The organism is Streptomyces sp. NPDC058877 (assembly GCF_042742855.1).
Classification (GTDB): Bacteria; Actinomycetota; Actinomycetes; order Streptomycetales; family Streptomycetaceae; genus Streptomyces.
The window spans coordinates 15,947-32,514 of record NZ_JBHYMF010000008.1 but is presented as its reverse complement, the minus strand read 5'-3'; the positions used below and the strand labels follow the sequence as shown (position 1 = coordinate 32,514).

General features: G+C 71.2%; 9 protein-coding genes. All 9 read right to left on the bottom strand.

All coding sequences use genetic code 11. From position 1 onward, the window contains the following. Positions 1–58: 58 nt before the first annotated feature. A complete protein-coding gene (locus ACFW2Y_RS03570; protein WP_384872913.1) occupies positions 59–679 on the bottom strand; it encodes a hypothetical protein in 621 nt (206 codons plus the stop codon). After that, positions 676–1,992, bottom strand: coding sequence for an MFS transporter (locus ACFW2Y_RS03565; RefSeq protein ID WP_384872910.1), 1,317 nt, complete (start codon positions 1,990–1,992; stop codon positions 676–678). The genes ACFW2Y_RS03570 and ACFW2Y_RS03565 overlap by 4 nt, the downstream gene beginning before the upstream one ends. Further along, the gene (locus ACFW2Y_RS03560; protein WP_384872907.1) at positions 1,989–10,307 is read right to left on the bottom strand and encodes an amino acid adenylation domain-containing protein; all 8,319 of its coding nucleotides are present in this window, start codon (positions 10,305–10,307) and stop codon (positions 1,989–1,991) included. Before ACFW2Y_RS03560 ends, ACFW2Y_RS03565 begins: the two co-directional genes overlap by 4 nt. Further along, positions 10,304–10,534, bottom strand: coding sequence for an MbtH family protein (locus tag ACFW2Y_RS03555; RefSeq protein ID WP_384872905.1), 231 nt, complete (start codon positions 10,532–10,534; stop codon positions 10,304–10,306). Before ACFW2Y_RS03555 ends, ACFW2Y_RS03560 begins: the two co-directional genes overlap by 4 nt. Positions 10,535–10,539: 5 nt before the next feature. Beyond that, on the bottom strand, positions 10,540–11,616 hold the full coding sequence (locus tag ACFW2Y_RS03550; RefSeq protein ID WP_384872902.1) for a phosphopantetheine-binding protein: 1,077 nt from the start codon (positions 11,614–11,616) through the stop codon (positions 10,540–10,542). 97 nt (positions 11,617–11,713) lie between these two features. Next, positions 11,714–12,697 carry a TauD/TfdA family dioxygenase gene (locus tag ACFW2Y_RS03545; protein ID WP_384872899.1) on the bottom strand — a complete coding sequence of 328 codons (984 nt, stop codon included), beginning with the start codon at positions 12,695–12,697 and terminating at the stop codon, positions 11,714–11,716. A 105-nt stretch (positions 12,698–12,802) separates the two neighbouring features. After that, positions 12,803–13,540, bottom strand: a complete 738-nt coding sequence (locus tag ACFW2Y_RS03540; RefSeq protein WP_384872897.1) for a thioesterase II family protein — start codon at positions 13,538–13,540, stop codon at positions 12,803–12,805. After that, on the bottom strand, positions 13,537–14,766 hold the full coding sequence (locus tag ACFW2Y_RS03535; RefSeq protein ID WP_384872894.1) for a cytochrome P450: 1,230 nt from the start codon (positions 14,764–14,766) through the stop codon (positions 13,537–13,539). The genes ACFW2Y_RS03540 and ACFW2Y_RS03535 overlap by 4 nt, the downstream gene beginning before the upstream one ends. After that, positions 14,763–16,565, bottom strand: a complete 1,803-nt coding sequence (locus ACFW2Y_RS03530; protein ID WP_384872891.1) for a non-ribosomal peptide synthetase — start codon at positions 16,563–16,565, stop codon at positions 14,763–14,765. Before ACFW2Y_RS03530 ends, ACFW2Y_RS03535 begins: the two co-directional genes overlap by 4 nt. Positions 16,566–16,568: the final 3 nt, after the last annotated feature.

Sequence of the window (16,568 nt, the reverse complement as noted above, 5' to 3'; positions counted from 1 at the left end):
TTCGAATGGTTGCTTTCAGTCTTTTGAAGGCGCCGGCGTGCGGGACGGAGTCCCGCTGCTACTGCGCCGCGCTCGCCCCGGGGGACCACCATGGAATGTGATGGCCGAGAGGGTCGATCGGCATGACGGCCTTGAAGGCGTCGTTCTCCAGATTGGCCAGTCGCGCGTCGTAGGGTTTGCCGACCGCGGCGAAAGCACGCTGGATTCCCGCACGTTGCCTGTCGATGAACTTGGCGTTCCGCTCGAAGGTGCTGGCGGGTTGCAGAAGGAAATAGGTCCGCCGGTCGCCGTGGGTGTGCCGCGGTGATGTCTCCGGATAGCAGGGGGCGAAGGAGACCAGGAAGAACAGTTCGCCTTCGATCATCGCGTACCAGCGCTCGTCGAGCTGCGGGTCCTCGGGGAGGTACACGCTGGAGAACATCCGGGTGAGCGTGGTGTAGAAGCGGTGGGTGAGCTCCGTCAGCGCGTCAAGCGTGATACCGAGCGTCGGGTCCTCGAAGGTGATGATCATGCCGTCGCGCGAGCGCTCGGCGGCCGTGCGGAAGAACTCCGAGATGAGGTCCCTGTGCCGCGTGAGCTCGTTCTCGACGTCATCCGTCGCAATCGTGATTCCCGGCCCCATCTTCGACGGCTTGGCGAAGGGGCAGTACGTCTTCTGCGTGATCTCCTCGAAGCTCACTTGCCGGCCCCCGCCTTCACCGGTTCCGCGCCCGCCTGTACCGGTTCGCGAGCGGCTTCCGTGGCCCGGACGCCGATGACGTAGCACCACCAGCTGGCGATCACCACGGCGATCAGCGCGTAGAACATCACGGCCGGCACGAAATGCTGGAGCAGGAAGCCGCAGAGTATCGGCCCCAGGGCGATGCCGATGTGGATGAGATTCTGCGCCCCGAAATAGCTGCCGCGCAGGTTGTCGGGAGCGATGGAGTCGATGAACGTGAACTCCGCGGGCACCAGGACGACCTCGCCGAGACTGAAGATCACCACGGCGATGACGATGACGGCCGCATGCGTGGACAGCGACATCGCGACCAGGCCGAGGACCAGGGCGCCGACTCCGGCGGTCAGCCACTTCAGGAGGTTGTCCTGCCTCAGACGGCTGCCGAGGGCGTACTGGGCGCCGATGACCACGATGGCGTTGGCGGCGGAGATGTAGGCGACCAGCCGGTAGGCGGTGTCGCGGTCCTCCACCAGGACGAGGTACTGCGACATGAAGGTCAGGAGCGGGCCGTACACCACGATGCTGAGAATTCCACCGATGGTGAAGTAGGTCAGCCGGCGATCCGCCCCCATCACCTTCAGCACCTGGCGGAACTTGGGGGTCTCCTCCTTTTTCTCCTTTTCCTCATTCTCGTGAGTTTCCTGCGTTTCCTGTTCCGCCATCACGGCGGGCGCTTTCCCACCGCTGCCCGCGGGCAGGAACCGCCGGCGGAAGACCATCAGAGGCGCCAGGGAGGCGCCGATGACGGTGACGCTGAGAAGGAACGGACCACTCGATCCGACGGCGAGCGCCCCGATGCCCAGGAAGGGGCCCGCCGCCGCGCCGATGTTCTGCAGCGAATAGCGCAGGGAGAACACCTTGACGCGGTTCTCGGCGGGAACCAGCTCGGAGAGCAGGGCGCTGCCGGCGACACCCATCGACCAGGAGGCGATGTTGTTCAGCAGCAGGATGACCGTCACGGCGACCGGATCGTGGATCACCGTCAGGCAGAGGTAGAGCAGGATGATCGCGAAATCCAGCACGATGACCAGGTCGACCTTGATGAACCGGTCCGCCAGATAGCCGCCGTAGACACCCGCGATCGTGCCGACCAGTACGCTGCCGCCGATCACGTAGCCGATGGTGGCGCCGTCCATGCCCACCGTGTCGTACAGGTAGATGGGCATGTAGGCCAGGATCGCGAAGGAGCTCAGGCTCCGCGCGGTGGCGGAGGCCAGCAGGATCTTCATCGCGAACGGAAGTCCGCGCACCATCGTCAGGAAGTTCTTCATGCGTTGTCCCCTGCCGCGATCGTTTCGAGCGTGCCGATGACGGACTCCTTGATCTCGGCGATCTGGTCGTCGCCGAACACGTGGGGGTGATATCCGACGGTGAATTCGATCTGCCGGTCCGGAATCACCGTGATGCTGAGCGGGTAGTGCGGAAGCCCCTTCGCGCTGTGCGTCCTCTCGCGCGTCCGCAGGCCGTCGGCCCCGATCCTGTCCAGGGGATCCGCGGGGTAGCTCTGGAACACGTAGCAGGCGTCGAACAGTTCACCCGCTCCGAGGAGCCGCTGGATCTCGGTGATCTCGATGGAGAGGTGCGGGAAGATGTCCAGCTGCGACTCCTGCACCCGCGCCATGGTGGTGCCGACGGGTTCGCCCGGCCGGACGCTCACGCGCAGCGGCACGGTGTTGAGCAGCAGCCCGACCATGGACTCGGCGCCGTCGAGTTCGGCCGGCCGTTCGGAGACGGTGTTGCCGAACAGCACGTCGTCCCGCCCGGTGAGACGCCCGAGCGCGATGCCCCACGCCGTCTGGAGGGCCGTGTTGAGGGTCATCCCCGCCTGGGCGCACCGGTGCCGCAGCGAGTCGGTCAGCTCCGCGGTCAGCGTGACGTCCAGGGCGCGCAGCGGGACGTCCGGCGCCGGCTTGGCGGCATGAACCCTGGTCGGTCCTTCGACATCCGCCAGATAGCTTCGCCATGCCGACACGGCGGCGTCCCGGTCGCAGGACGCGAGCCACGCCAGGTAGCCGCGGAAGGGCGGCGCCGCCGGCAGCCGCTCGCCGCGGTACAGAGCGAACAGCTCCTGCCACACCAGCGAGTTCGACCAGCCGTCGAGCAGGATGTGGTGGTCCCCGACGAGCAGCCGGTGCCGCTCCGCTCCCAGGCGCAGCAGGGTGAACCGCATCAGCACGGGCACGGACAGGTCGAACCGCCGGTCCCGGTCCGCGGCGAGGATCTCCGCCTCCCGTCGTTCCTGTTCCGCCGGCGTGAGCCGGGACAGGTCGTGCACGGTCCACGGCACCTCCACCCGGTCCGGCACCACCTGCACCGAGCTCTGCGTGCCTCGGTGGGTGAAGGCGGCACGCAGGTTGGGGTGCCGCATCAGGAGTGCGTGCGCCGCCTGTCGCAGCCGCTCGACGTCCAGCGGCCCGTCCAGGTCGAACAGGCTCTGCCGCTGGTAGGGGTCGGGGCCGTGGTGGCCGGCCGCGGTGTACAGCAGGAAGCCCTGCTGGAGCGGGGTGAGCGGCAGGATGTCGTCGAGACCGGGGTAGTCGCTCTCCAACTGGTTGATGGTCGACTGCTTGACGTCGACCAGACCGACGTCCGAGGGAGTCAGCCCTCCGAGCTCCGGACGCTCCGCGAGGTTCGCGAGCGCGACCAGGAAGGTCACCCACCGGTCGGCGAGCTCCCCCACGGCGGCTTCGGTGAACCGTGTGGCGTCCCAGGACCAGACGGTCTCCAGGGACCTGCCGTCAGCGGCCGGCCGGACATCGACGCCGAGAGCGGGTTCCGTACCGTCGTCCCCGAGACGCGGGGCGCCGTCGGCGGGGGCCGTACCGGCGGGCATCACCCGGAGGCGCACGTGCGAGGCCCCGTACGAGGACAGTCGCGGCGCGGCCGCGGGGTCGGCGAGCAGCGCGGCGTAGTCTCGGCCGCCTGCCGGTACGGCGCGCACCTGCTCCTTCACCCGCTTCAGCACACGCGCCAGCTCCCGGGGTTCGGCCAGGGCCTTGTCCAGGTCCGGCGCGCCCGGGTTGAGACGTACCGGGTGCGCGGTCGGCGCGTCCGCCGTGGCCAGGTCGAGCCGGAGCCAGGCTCCGGCCTCCGGAAGCCGTGTACGGCGCCATGCGACGAGCACCGGGGCGAGCGCGGCCACCGCGATGTGTTCGGGGCCGCAGTGGTACAGCCGCGGCAGGCCGGTCAGCAGCCGCTCGGCGTCCTGGCCGGCGACGCTCCGGGTGAGGCGCCCCCGGTCCGCGGCGGGTGAGGTGCCGGACACCGGGTAGGCCGGATCGGGCGTCCGCAGGATCTTCTCCCAGGCGTCCACGTCGACGACCGGGCCGTCGTCCGCCGGGCCCTCCTCGGCGTGCTGGGCGGCCCGGGCCACCAGGGCCTCGACCGTCTGCTCGTGGAACACGTCGCGCGGGGTGATCCGGAAGCCCTCCGCGCGTGCCCTGCTGACGAGCTGGATCGACCGGATGCTGTCGCCGCCGAGGTCGAAGAAGCGGTCGTCGGCGCCGACCGCCGCCAGGCCGAGCACGTCGGCGAAGAGTGCCGCCATCGTCGCTTCCCGCGGCGTGGCCGGCGGCCGTCCGGTCCGGGAGCCGAACTCGGGTGCGGGCAGCCGCCGGGTGTCCAGCTTGCCGTTGGGCGTCAGCGGCAGCGCGTCCAGGACGACGACCGCGGCGGGCACCATGTGGTCCGGCAGCCGTCGTGCCGCGTGGCGGCGCAGTTCGGTGGCGAGGTTGCGGCCGCGGTCGGATGCCTGGGGGTCGTTGGCGAGCTGCCGCGGCGGACGCTCGTCCCCGTCCGCGGTCAGGAACACATCGGTCAGCCCTTGCCCCGGGGCCCTGCCCGCGGCGAGGAACACCACGTCGAAACGGTCGCCCTCCTCGGTGTCGGTCCACGTCGGGTGCACGGTGTAGCCGAGCCGGGCGCCGATCTCGCACAGGGTCTCGGGATCGACCCCGGACCGCGCGTCGGCCGCCTCGGACAGGTTGCTGACGAGCGCGCCGGTCCCGGAAGCCACCCGCCGCGCGGTCGCCACCTGTGCCGTCACGCGGCCGTTGGGAACACCGGTGACGCGCAGCGCCGCCGGCCGGGCCGTGCCCAGGTGGGCGTCGACGTCCTCGGCGCCGCTCCACTGGCGCGCCGGCACGTCGCGGAGGGACATCAGGTCCGCTCCCCGCTTGTGCAGGACCACGTCGTAGCGGTAGTCCGTCAGTTCGTTGCGGAAGACACCTCGTTTGAGCTGGACGTCCACACCGACGACGTCCGGTACGAGATCGCCGATCCGGGCGAAGAAGGCCGGATCGACCAGCAGCTCGCTCTCCAGCTCCTGCTGGTGGGCGACGATGTCCCGCACCGTGGCGAGGGACTCGTCGGCGTGCGCGCCGTCGTGCAGGACGATGGCGGTGACGAAGGCCCGCAGCAGCCGCAGATTGCGGATGTCGCCCAGCACGATCCGCCCGCCGGGAGTGAGCATCTCCATGCTCTGGCGCACCACGTCGATCAAGTAGTCGACGCTGGGGAAGTACTGCGCCACCGAGTTGATCACCACGGTGTCGAAGCGGGCCGGGGCCAGCGCGCCGATCTCGTGGGCGGCCAGGGTGCGCAGTGCGACCCGGTCGCGGAGGTCGCTGTCCTCGATCGCCCTGCCGAGGGTCCGGATCAGCGCGTCGGAGAAGTCCACACCGGTGTACGCGGTGCAGTGCGGCGCCACCGGCCGCAGGATCAGGCCGGAACCGACCCCGACCTCCAGCACCCTGGCCGGCCGCAGGTCGAGAACGCGCCGGATCGTGGCCTCCTGCCACTCGGTCATGTGGTCCAGCGGCAGCGGCTCGTTGTCGTAGCTGGAGTTCCAGCCGGTGAAGTCCTGCTCGGTGCCGAGGTCGCGCTGCTCGCTGTATCCCTGCTCGTGGATCTGGTGCCACTTGTCGACGTGCTCGATGTCGTAGGTCCCGCCGTGCGCCCGGGGGACCACGTATCCCACGAGCTGCTGGTGGCCGGGGGTGTCCTCGCGGACGACGACGGCGGACTGCGCCACCTCCTGGTGGCCCTTCAGCACCGCGTCGATCTCGCCGAGTTCGACGCGCATCCCGCGGATCTTGACCTGGTCGTCGGCGCGGCCGACGAAGTCCACGACACCGGCCGGACCGTTCGCGCGCCAGCGCGCCAGGTCTCCGGTGCGGTACATACGGCTGCCGGGGTCGCCGAACGGGCAGGCCACGAACCGCTCGGCGGTCAGGGCCGGCCTGCCGAGGTAGCCGCGGGCCAGACCGTCACCGCTGATGTACAGCTCGCCGGTGACACCGGGCGGCACCGGGCGCAGCGCGGCGTCGAGGATGTACACCCGCGTGTTGCTCAGCGGACGGCCCACCGGCACCGACGCGTCCTCGAAGCCGTCCGGGCCGCTGCCGCACTCCCAGTACAGGGTGTCGACGGTGGCCTCGGTCGGCCCGTACGCGTTGATCATGCGGCGGCCGGGCGCCCAGGCGGCGGCCAGCGCGGGCGGGCACGCCTCGCCGGCGACCATCAGGTTGCCGCAGTCCGCGAGGGCGTCCGGGGCCATCGCGCCGAGAATGGTGGGCGAGAAGGTGATGTGCGTCGGCCGGTACCGGGCCGTGACCTCCCGCTGCCGGTCGGCGGAGAGCAGCTCGTCGGGTGAGGTGAGGACCACGGTCGCGCCGGCGAGCAGGGTGCAGCACAGCTCGCAGAACGTCGGGTCGAAGTTGATCGAGGAGAACTGCAGGAACCGCGACCCCTCTTCGAGCCGGAACCGCTCCAGGTAGCTGTGGGCGAGGTTGGGGATGCCCCGGTGTGTGACGGCGACGCCCTTGGGGCGGCCGGTGGAGCCGGAGGTGTAGATGACGTACGCCAGGTCGTCCGGGCGCAGCGGCGCCCGGCGGTCCGCGTCGGTCGGCGCGTCGGAGCGGTAGCGCGCCAGCTCGCCTTCCGTGTGCGGGTCGTCGAAGTCCAGGCGCGACAGCCGCCGGGCCTCGTCGGTCAGCTTCGCGACGGCGTCGCTCGTGGTCAGGAGCATGACGGGAGCACTGTCCGCGATCATGAAGGCGAGGCGGTCCGGCGGATAGTCCGGGTCGAGCGGCAGATACACACCGCCGGCCTTGAGGATCCCGAGCAGCGCGCACAGCAGCTCGGGACCGCGCCGCATCGCGAGTCCGACCACGTCGCCACGGCCGACGCCGCGGGAGATCAGCCAGTGGGCGATCCGGTTCGACCGGCGGTCCAGCTCCGCGAACGTCAGTTCCGTGTCCTCATGGACGAGCGCGACGGCGTCGGGAGTGCGGGCCACCTGCTCGGCCAGCAGCCGCGGGTAGGTCGCCCCGGACAGTTCCACGCCGGTGTCGTTCCACTCCCGCAGGATCGAGCGCCGCTCGGCCGCGCCGAGGACGTCGATGGACTCCAGCGGACGCGCCGGGTCGTCGGCCACCGACCGCAGCACCCGCAGCAGCCGTTCGATCAGGGTCTCGGCCGTGGAACGGTCGAACAGGTCCGTCGCGTACTCGATCTCACCGCTGAGCCCGTCCGGCCGGCCCCCCTCGGTGAACCGCTCGGTCAGCTCGAAGGTCAGGTCGAACTTCGACGTGCGGGTCGGCACCACCTCGTGCGCCGCTTCCAGCTCGCCGAGGCGCCACCGCGGGACCGCGTTGTTCTGGAGCACCAGCATGACCTGGAACAGCGGGTGGTGGCTGGTGCCGCGAGCCGGGTTCAGCACCTCGACGAGGTACTCGAAGGGCAGGTCCTGGTTCTCGTACGCGGCCAGGTTGGCGGTCCTGACCCGGGCCAGCAGGTCGGTGAAGGTTGGATCGCCCGAGGTGTCGGTGCGCAGCACCAGGGTGTTGACGAAGAAGCCGATGTTGTCGTCGACGGCACGGTCGGCGCGCCCGGCGAGGACGCTGCCGAGGGGGATGTCGGTGCCGGCGCCCAGCTTGGTCAGCAGGGTCGCGGTGGCCGCCTGGAGCACCATGAACAGGCTGACGCCCTCACGCTTGGCCAGCTTCGCCAGGCGGTCGGCGAGCGAGGCCGGCACCTCGAAGGGCAGCACATCGCCGCGGTGGGTCGCCGTGACGGGCCGCGGGCGGTCGACGGGCAGCTCCAGCAGCTCGGGCGCGCCGTCGAGCTGCTCGCGCCAGTAGGCGAGCTGCCGCGCCATGAGGCTGTCCGGGTCGGCGGGCGAACCGAGGAGTTCGCGCTGCCACAGCGTGTAGTCGGCGTACTGGACCTCCAGCGGCGCCGCGGTGGGAGCCTGGCCCGCCTGGTGGGCGGTGTAGGCGTCGCACAGGTCGCGCACGAACGGGACCAGCGACCAGCCGTCGCTCGCGATGTGGTGGATGCACAGCACCAGCACGTGCTCGTGCTCGCCGGTGCGGAACAGGTCGGCGCGTACCGGGATGTCGGTGGTGAGGTCGAAGCGGTGTCCCACCGCCGCGTCGACGGCCGCGGGCAGTTCCTGGTCCGTGACCTCGTGCACGGAGATGTCGGCGGCGGCGGCCACGGCGGCGTCGGTGCCGGCCACCACCACCTGCTCGGCCCCGTAGGGCCCGTCCGTGAAGCGGGTGCGCAGGCTTTCGTGCCGCTGAAGGAGGTGGACGACGGCCGCGCGCAGCGCCGCCATGTCGAGCTCTCCGGTCAGCCGCACCGCGACGGGCATGTTGTAGGTGGAGCTGGGACCTTCCATCCGGTGGAGGAAGTACAGACGCTGCTGGGCGTACGACAGCGGCAGCGAGACGCCGCGGTCCATCGGGCGCAGGGCGGGGCGGGCCTGCTCGGCCTCGGTGAGCCGCAGGGCGAGGGCGGCCGGGGTGGGCTCGTCGAAGACGGCCCGGATGGGTATCTCGACGCCGAGTTCGGCGCGGATGCGGGCGACGAGGCGGTTGGCGGCGAGCGAGTTGCCGCCGTGGTCGAAGAAGCTGTCGTCGGCGCCGACGTCACCGAGTCCCAGCACCTCGCCGAACAGTTCGGCCAGCACCCGCTCCTGCGGGGTGGCCGGAGCCCGGCCCGCTCCCCTGCCGGCGCGGACCGCCGACGGCAGCGCCTTGCGGTCGATCTTGCCCGCCGGGGTCAGCGGGAAGCGGTCGAGGATCCCGATGCCGGACGGCACCATGTGCGCCGGGAGCCAGTCGCCGAGGGCGTGGCGCAGTTCGTCGGCCGTGGGATTGTGACCGTCCGCCGGTACGACGTACCCGGTCAGCTGTGCCACGCCCGAGACGTCCTCCCGCATGATCACACGGGCCTGGGCCACCTGGGGGAGCCGGCGCAGTGCCGCCTCGATCTCGCCGAGTTCGACGCGGTAGCCGCGGATCTTCACCTGCTCGTCCACCCGGCCGACGAAGTCCAGCCGGCCGTCGGCACGCTGCCGCACCAGGTCTCCGGTGCGGTACATGCGGCTGCCGGGGTCGGCGAACGGGCAGGCCACGAAACGCTCGGCGGTGAGCGCGCCGCGCCCGTGGTATCCGCGGGCCAGACCGTCCCCGGAGAGGTACAGCTCGCCCGTGTAGCCCTGCGCCACCGGCGCCAGGCGGTCGTCCAGGACGTGGACGCCGGTGTTCCACATCGGGCGTCCGATGGTGACGGGCTCCCCGGCGACCACCGGTGCCAGAAGCGACCAGATGGTGGTCTCGGTCGGACCGTAGAGGTTCCACACGGCGGCCGTTCCTCCGGCGAGGAAGTCGGCGAGATCCTGCGGCAGTGCCTCGCCGCCGCACAGCAGGCGTGCCGTGGCGGGGAGTTCGCGCGGGCTCCAGCCGGCCTCGCGCAGCAGCTGCCACAGCGCCGGGGTCCCCTGCACCAGCGTGGGCCCGGCGGTGGCCAGGTACCGGCGCAGCGCCACACCGTCCACGGTGGTCTCCCGCGGCACCAGGTGCACCGCGGCGCCGTTCACCAGCGGCAGGTACAGCTCCAGCCCGGCGATGTCGAAGGAGATCGAGGTGGTCGACAGGACGACGTCACCCGAGTGCACCCGGAAGCGGTCGGTCAGGCAGTCCAGGAAGTTCGCGAGCGAACGGTGGGTGACGACGACCCCCTTGGGGCGGCCGGTCGAGCCCGAGGTGTAGATGGTGTAGGCGCCGCGGTCCGGGTCGAAGTCCGGGACGACCGTGCCGTCCGGAGCCGGGCTCCGCCGCTCCTCGTCCTGGTCGTCGTGCGGATCCAGGTACAGCACCGCGCCCGTGTCGACCCCGGCCAGTTCGTCGAATCCGGCCTCCGCCTCCCGGGTGGTGATCAGCGCCCGCGGTGCGGCGTCGGCCACCATGTAGGCGAGCCGGTCCGGCGGGTAGTGGGGATCCAGCGGCAGGTACATCGCCCCGGCCTTGAGGGTGCCGAGGAGCGCGGCCACCAGATCGGGGGAGATGGGCAGGAGGATCCCGACGATGTCCTCCGCCACGACGCCCCGGTCGGTCAGCCGGCGCGCCACCCTGTCCGCGCGGTCGGCGAGTTCGCCGTACGTCACGACGGTGTCCCCGGCGATCAGCGCCGGCGCCTGGGGGGCGCGGGCGACCTGCTCCGCGAACCGTCCGAGGAGACCGGCCGCCGGTTCCGTGCCCCGGAGGAGCGGGGCGATCCGTTCGAGTTGCTCGGTCATGACACCAGTTCTCCCGCCGCGGCACCCGGACGCGCGGGGCCCAGGTCGGTCCAGTTCTTCTCGATGTGCTCGGCGCAGGCCGCCCGCGGTCCGGGGCCGAAGTCGGTGTGCCATCCCGCGGGCACGTCGGCGAACCCCGGCCACAGGGAGTACTGGCCGACGGTGTTGCGGAGCACGAGGTACTCGCCGGTGGCGTCCTCGAACGGGTTGGTGGCTGTGCTGTCCATGCTGATCAGTTCTCGCCCAGGTAGTCGGTGGTCCGGGCCACGAGGTTCGGGGCCTCTTCGATGCAGAGCCGCTGGCCGTAGAACTCGGAATCCAGCACTTCCGCGGTCAGCTCGCCCCTGACGACCGAACTCCAGTCCCCAAGGGTGTGGTTGTCCTGCGCGAGGAGCAGGAGCAGATCGACGTCGACGGGCTCGGGGCGGTACGACTCCCAGGCCCGCGCGGTGCTCACGAAGGCGCTGTGGAGGCGGCGGCAGAACCCCTCCGCCCGCTCGTCGAAGCCCAGGCCGGCGCCGAACATGGCGGCGGCCGAGTTGCGCAGGGCCAGCGGGAGGTCGGCGTCCCGCGGGCTCATCGCGGGGAACCGCTCCGTGGTGCCCGACATGCGCAGGAGGCCCTCGTAGAAGTCCACGATCAGCTCGTCCTCGGACATCACGCCCTCGGAGTCCCGCGCGAGATAGCCGTCGACCACGATCGTCCGGCCGATGGTCAGCCCGCGGTCGGCGGCGATGCGGTTGATCTCCAGGCAGAGCGCGCCACCCGCGCAGGACCCGAAGAGATGGAACTCGTCCTCACCGAACTCGTCCTGAAGCGCGTCCGCGTAGAGCCCGGCGAGTCCCTGGATGTCGTCCGGCACGCTCTCGACGCCCTCGACCAGCAGCGGGGACTGGAGCCCGTAGCAGGCCCGGTCCGTGCCCAGCTCCCGGACGAGCCGGCCGTAGCCGTCGACCATGCCGTGCCCGGCGTGGACGAAGACGATCGGGGTGCGCGCACCCTGGTTGCTCATCCGGATCAGCGCGGTCTCGGTGTTGGCGGCCTGCGGCCGCGCCCTCTCCGCGCTCAGTTCGGCGACGGTCTGGAACCGCATCAGGTCGCCCAGGTTGAGCTGCCAGCCGAGGCGCTGGTTGATCTGCTCGATGGTGACGAGGGCCGTCAGCGAATCACCGCCGGACCGGAAGAAGTTGTCGTGCTCGGTCACGTCGTGCCTCAGCGTGCTGCTCCAGATGTCCAGGAGGATCTGACGCACCAGGCTCGGCGCCGCCGGTTCGGCCGACGGCAGGACAGCCGTCTGGGCTGCGTTCATGTGAGCTGTGTCCTTTTCGGGAGTCTTGCGGGCGATCGACGGGGAGCCGGCCGGCGGATCAGGCCGTGGGCCGATCCGGCCGGGGCTCGGCACGGCCCTAGGCCAGAACGGGCCCGGGGCCGATCCGGTGCGACAGGCTGGGCCGCCCGTCCAGGTGGACGTAGACCCGGTGCAGCCAGCGGTCGTGGCCGTCGTAGCGGGGGGTGAACTCGGTACGGCCGTGCACCACGAGGCGGTTGTCCAGGAACGCCATGTCGCCCGGTCGCAGCACGAGTTCCGACGCCACCTCGGCCAGGGCGGCGCCGAGCCGGCGCAGCGCCGCGCCGGCTTCGTCGTCGAGTGCCCTGGTCGCGTTGAAGTCGACCTGGATGTCCGGATCGTCGAACGAGCCGTTCAGGACGCCGTGCGCGGTGGCCGCGTCGCCCGCACGGAACGACGGTGGCGCCTCGGTGACGAAGCGGGGCTGGAACAGGACCGCCACGTCGCTGTCGTCGAGCAGCACCCGCGCCCGCCTGATGGAGGAGAACAGGGTGCCCGCCGTCCCCTCGTGGTCGCTGCGCAGGCACAGCAGCCCGATGAGGTCCGGCCGGTGCGGGTGGAAGGCGTTCTCGTTGTGGAGTTCGAGTTCGACGGAACCGCCGTTGCTCTGCGAGGCCGCCAGCGCCGGGACCGGTACGACGTTGTGCACCAGCGCGCCGTGCTTCTCGTCGCGGAAGGCGAACACATCGCCGAGCTGCTGGCCGAGAAGCATCGCCGTCGCGGCGGGCACCGTGGCGGTGCGCTCCACCGAGTCCGGCACCGACGGAGTGTCGGGCAGGGTCTCCGCGTCGACGGGGAGGTTCCCGACCAGGAGGGTGCCGCCGGGGCCCGGCGCGGAACGGAAGTCGCGCAGGGCTTCGAGCAGCCGGACCGGTAGCCGGCAGCTGTGCCGCCGCGCCCGCGCCAGCCAGCGGGGATCGTCGACCTGCCCGGCCGGGGACCGGTGCAGTTCCTCCGCCAGGGCGCGCACCTCGGCGCGTTCCCGGTCGGTCAGCGTCACGCCCGGTCGGTCGGTGTCCTCGGGGGTTCGGCGGCTCAACACGTGAAGGGGCATATCGGATCCTTTGAGCGTCTACGCAGCCTTGGTGCTTGACGCACGCCGCGTTCGTTTGCGTGGTGTCCGGCGGTCACGAACCGGATCGGCCGGCTACGTGCTGATCGCGGCGGCCATCTCGCGCTCGACGAGGTCACGCAGCTCCCCGGGAAAGCGGAGGAACTCCCAGTGGTCGCCGTCGAGGACGTGGTACGTGGCCGAGGCGCACTCGTCCCATCCGGGCCATACCTCGGCCTCGGGGACGACGGCGTCCTCGGTCCAGCCGATCACCGAGACGGGGACGTTCCGGCTGGGCAGCGCCTCGGCCCGGTAGCCGCGCTGAAGCCGCACGTCGGCCAGCAGGGTCTCCGCTGCCATCTCCATGAACTCCGGAGGGAGCCGGTAGCCCAGAGCCGCGCACCGCTCCTCGATCTCGGCGACCATGTCGACCTCGTCGAGGTCGACGAAGTTCAGCCTGCCGTAGAGACCCTTGTGCGGAGCGCCCCACCCGGAGGCGAACACCCGCCGGGGAGCCGGCAGGCCCCGCTCCTCCAGATGCGCCGCGATCTGCAGCAGGAAGGGCACCGCACCGCAGTGCCCGATCAGCGCGTACGGCCGGTCCAGCCGATCGGCGATCTCCGCCACCAGGCCCTCGGCGAACTCCTGGTGGCTGGTGACGTGGGCCTCGCCGAACCGGTTCTCGCGACCCGGCGGCTGCACGGCGCAGAACCGGCCCGCGCCGAGCTCTCGCGGCCACGCCTTGAACGAGGCGGCGCCGGTGCCCGCGTACGGCACGCCGAAGACCAGGTAGTCGCCGTCGGCCGGAACGGGTTGCAGGGTCCAGACGCTCATACCGCGGTCACCTCGACGGGAACGCTCTTGTACTCGAGCATGAAGTTCGACCGGAGCCGGGCCGTGGGACCGGCCGGGACCAGCCGGCCGGGCCGCTCGCGCAGGCCCTGGAGCAGGGCGGCGAGCGCGGTGCGGCCCATCGCGGCACCGATGCAGTGATGCGGTCCGCTGGCGAAGCCGACATGGCGGTTGGGAGTGCGGCCGAGGTCGAAGCGGTTCGGGTCGGTGAACTGGTCCTCGTCGCGGTTGGCGGACGCCGTCCACAGCGTGACCGAGTCGCCCTCGGCCAGCGGCACGCCGCGCACCACCACCGGCGTGGTGACCTGCCGCTGTACGTACGAGGCGGTGGACGTCCAGCGGACGAACTCCTCCAGACCGGTGCCGACCAGCTTGGGGTCCGCGCGCAGTTCCTCCCACTGCGCGGGATCGTCCATCAGCGCGAGCAGACCGCCACTGGCACTGTGCTGGGTCGTCTCGTTGCCGCCGATGGCGAGGTTCATGAGGTTGAACAGCAGCGTGTCCTCGTCGAGCTCACGCTCACCCGGCTCGGGCCGGAGCAAGATGCTCACCGCGTCGTCGCCGGGCCTGGCCCGGCGCTCGGCGATCAGGTCCAGGAAGAAGTCGAAGACGTCCGCCTGGGCGGTCGCGAGCCGCAGCCCCTCGTTCGCGATACCGAGGGTGTGGTCCTCGTCCCGGTACCCGATCATGGTCTGGGTGAGGCGCAGCAGGTGCAGGGCGTCGGCGTGACCGATGTCCAGCTGGGCCATCAGACCACCGGCCGGCAGCTCTCGGGCCACGTCGACGGCGAAGTCGCCGCCGCCGTCGGCCCACATCCTGTCCAGCACGACGGCGACCCTCTCGCGGACCGTCTCCGTCACCCGCTGGATCATCTTCGCCGAGAACACCCGGTGCATACGGCGGCGCAGCTGCCGGTGCCGCTGTGCGTCGGAGGTGACGAGCATGCGCCCGGAGGCGGTGTCGACCTCGTTGCGGAACGAGCCGCCGATGACGGTCCCGTGCTCCGAGCTGAACGTCTCGGTGTCCCGGAAGGCCATCAGTACGTCGTCGAACTTGGTGAGGGCCCAGAACCCGCCCTCGGGCGTGGGGTTCCAGTGGACCGGGTCCTCCGCGCGCAGCCGCGCCCACAGCTCGTGGGGGTCGCCGGTGACGAACGCCTCGGTGTCGTTGAGGTCGATGTCGGCGGCCGACATCAGAAGCCGCGTCATTCGTCCTCTCCCTTGCTCCGCGACGCGTCGAGGGCGAGGGCCATGTCGGACAGCACGGTGTTGCCGAGCACGTCCTCCAGACCGATGCCCGCCGCCTGGTCCCGGTTGATCCGGCGACTCATGCGGAAGGCCAGCATCGAGTTGCCGCCGAGCTCGAAGAAGTCGTCGTTGACGCTGATCCGTTCGGTGCCGAGCAGCTCCTCCCAGACCTGGGTGAGGTAGCGCTCGCTGTCCGTGCGCGGAGCCACGTAGTCGCTGCGGCGCCGGTCCCGGTCACCCAGGAGCTGGAGCAGCGCCGCCGTGTCGCGCTTGCCGTGCGGGGTGGACTGGATCTCCGGCACCTGGACGAACTCGGAGGGCACCTGGTAGTCCGGGATGGTCGCCTCGGCGTAGGCGCGCACCTCGGGCATGGTGGTCCGGCCCTGCGGCACGACGAAGGAGACGAGCCGCTTGTCCTGGCCCTCGCCCTGCGGCAGCACGGCGACGTCGAGAACGCCGGAGCAGGCAAGGAGCGCACGCTCCACCTCGCGCGGTTCGACCCGGTAGCCGCGGATCTTCACTTGGTCGTCGTTCCGGCCGAGGTAGTCCAGTACGCCGTCGGGGCGCTCGCTGACGAGGTCGCCGGTCGCGTACATCACGGATCCGGGGGTGCCGAACGGGTCGGGGAGGAACCGCTCCGCCGTTCGCGCGGGATCACGCAGATAGCCGCGGGTCACGCCGGCTCCGCCGATGTGGAGTTCACCCGGTGTGCCCTTCGGGACCGGACGCAGCCTGGCGTCGAGGACGTGCAGCCGCACGCCGGCGAGACCGGCGCCGATGGGCACGCTCGTCGCGTCCGGCGCGACGTCGGTGATGGTGTACGCGGTGGCCGCGGTGGTTCCCTCGGTGGGCCCGTACAGATTGACCAGCTGCCCCGAGAACTTGCTCGCGAGCACGTCGCGGCAGGCGGCGGGACGGACCACGTCGCCACCGGTCTGGAGCACGCGGAGCGAGGAGAACACGTCGGCGTCCTCGGCCGCGATGTGGTTGAAGGCCATGGTCGGCGAGAGCAGCGCGGTGATCCGGCGGCGGCGCAGCTCGCGGCCGGGGTCGCCCTTCACCAGGTCGGGCACCGAGGGCATCATGACGATCTCGGCGCCGGCCCAGAACGAACTCCACAGCTCCCAGTGGAAGGTGTCGAAGGAGATGTTCGCGATCTGGGCCACGCGGTCGACGGGGCTCAGCTCCGGCAGCAGCGGATTGGTCGCGAAGTGCACGAGGTTGTGGTGCTCGACCACGACACCCTTGGGGGTACCGGTGGAGCCGGAGGTGAACAGCACGCACGCGGCGTCCCACGGGTCGGGCTCGGGCAGGCCGGCCGTCGGCGCGTCGGACGGGGCGCGCTCGGCGTCGTACTCCCAGACCAGGGTGCGCACCTGGTCTCCGAGCTGTTCCCGCTCGCCGGGGCCGACCAGGGTCAGGCGGCCGTCGGCCGCGCGGAGCATGAGCTCGCGCCGGGCCTTCGGGTACCGCAGGTCCACGGCCACGTAGGCCGCGCCGGCTCGCAGTACGCCGAGAATGCTGATGACGAGGTCGACATCGCGCTCGCGGTGGATGCCCACCCGGTCCTCGCGGCGTACGCCCTCGTCGATGAGGCGCTGGGCCAGCTCCGCCGTCGCGCGGTCGAGCTCGGCGTAGGTGAGCCGGCGACCGGAGTCGTCCGACACCGCCGGGGCGTCGCCGTGCGCGGCGGCCGACCTGGCGAAGAGCTCGGTGAGGGTGAGGGGCGCGCCCAGGGCGGTGCGGCCGTCCGTGTTCACGGT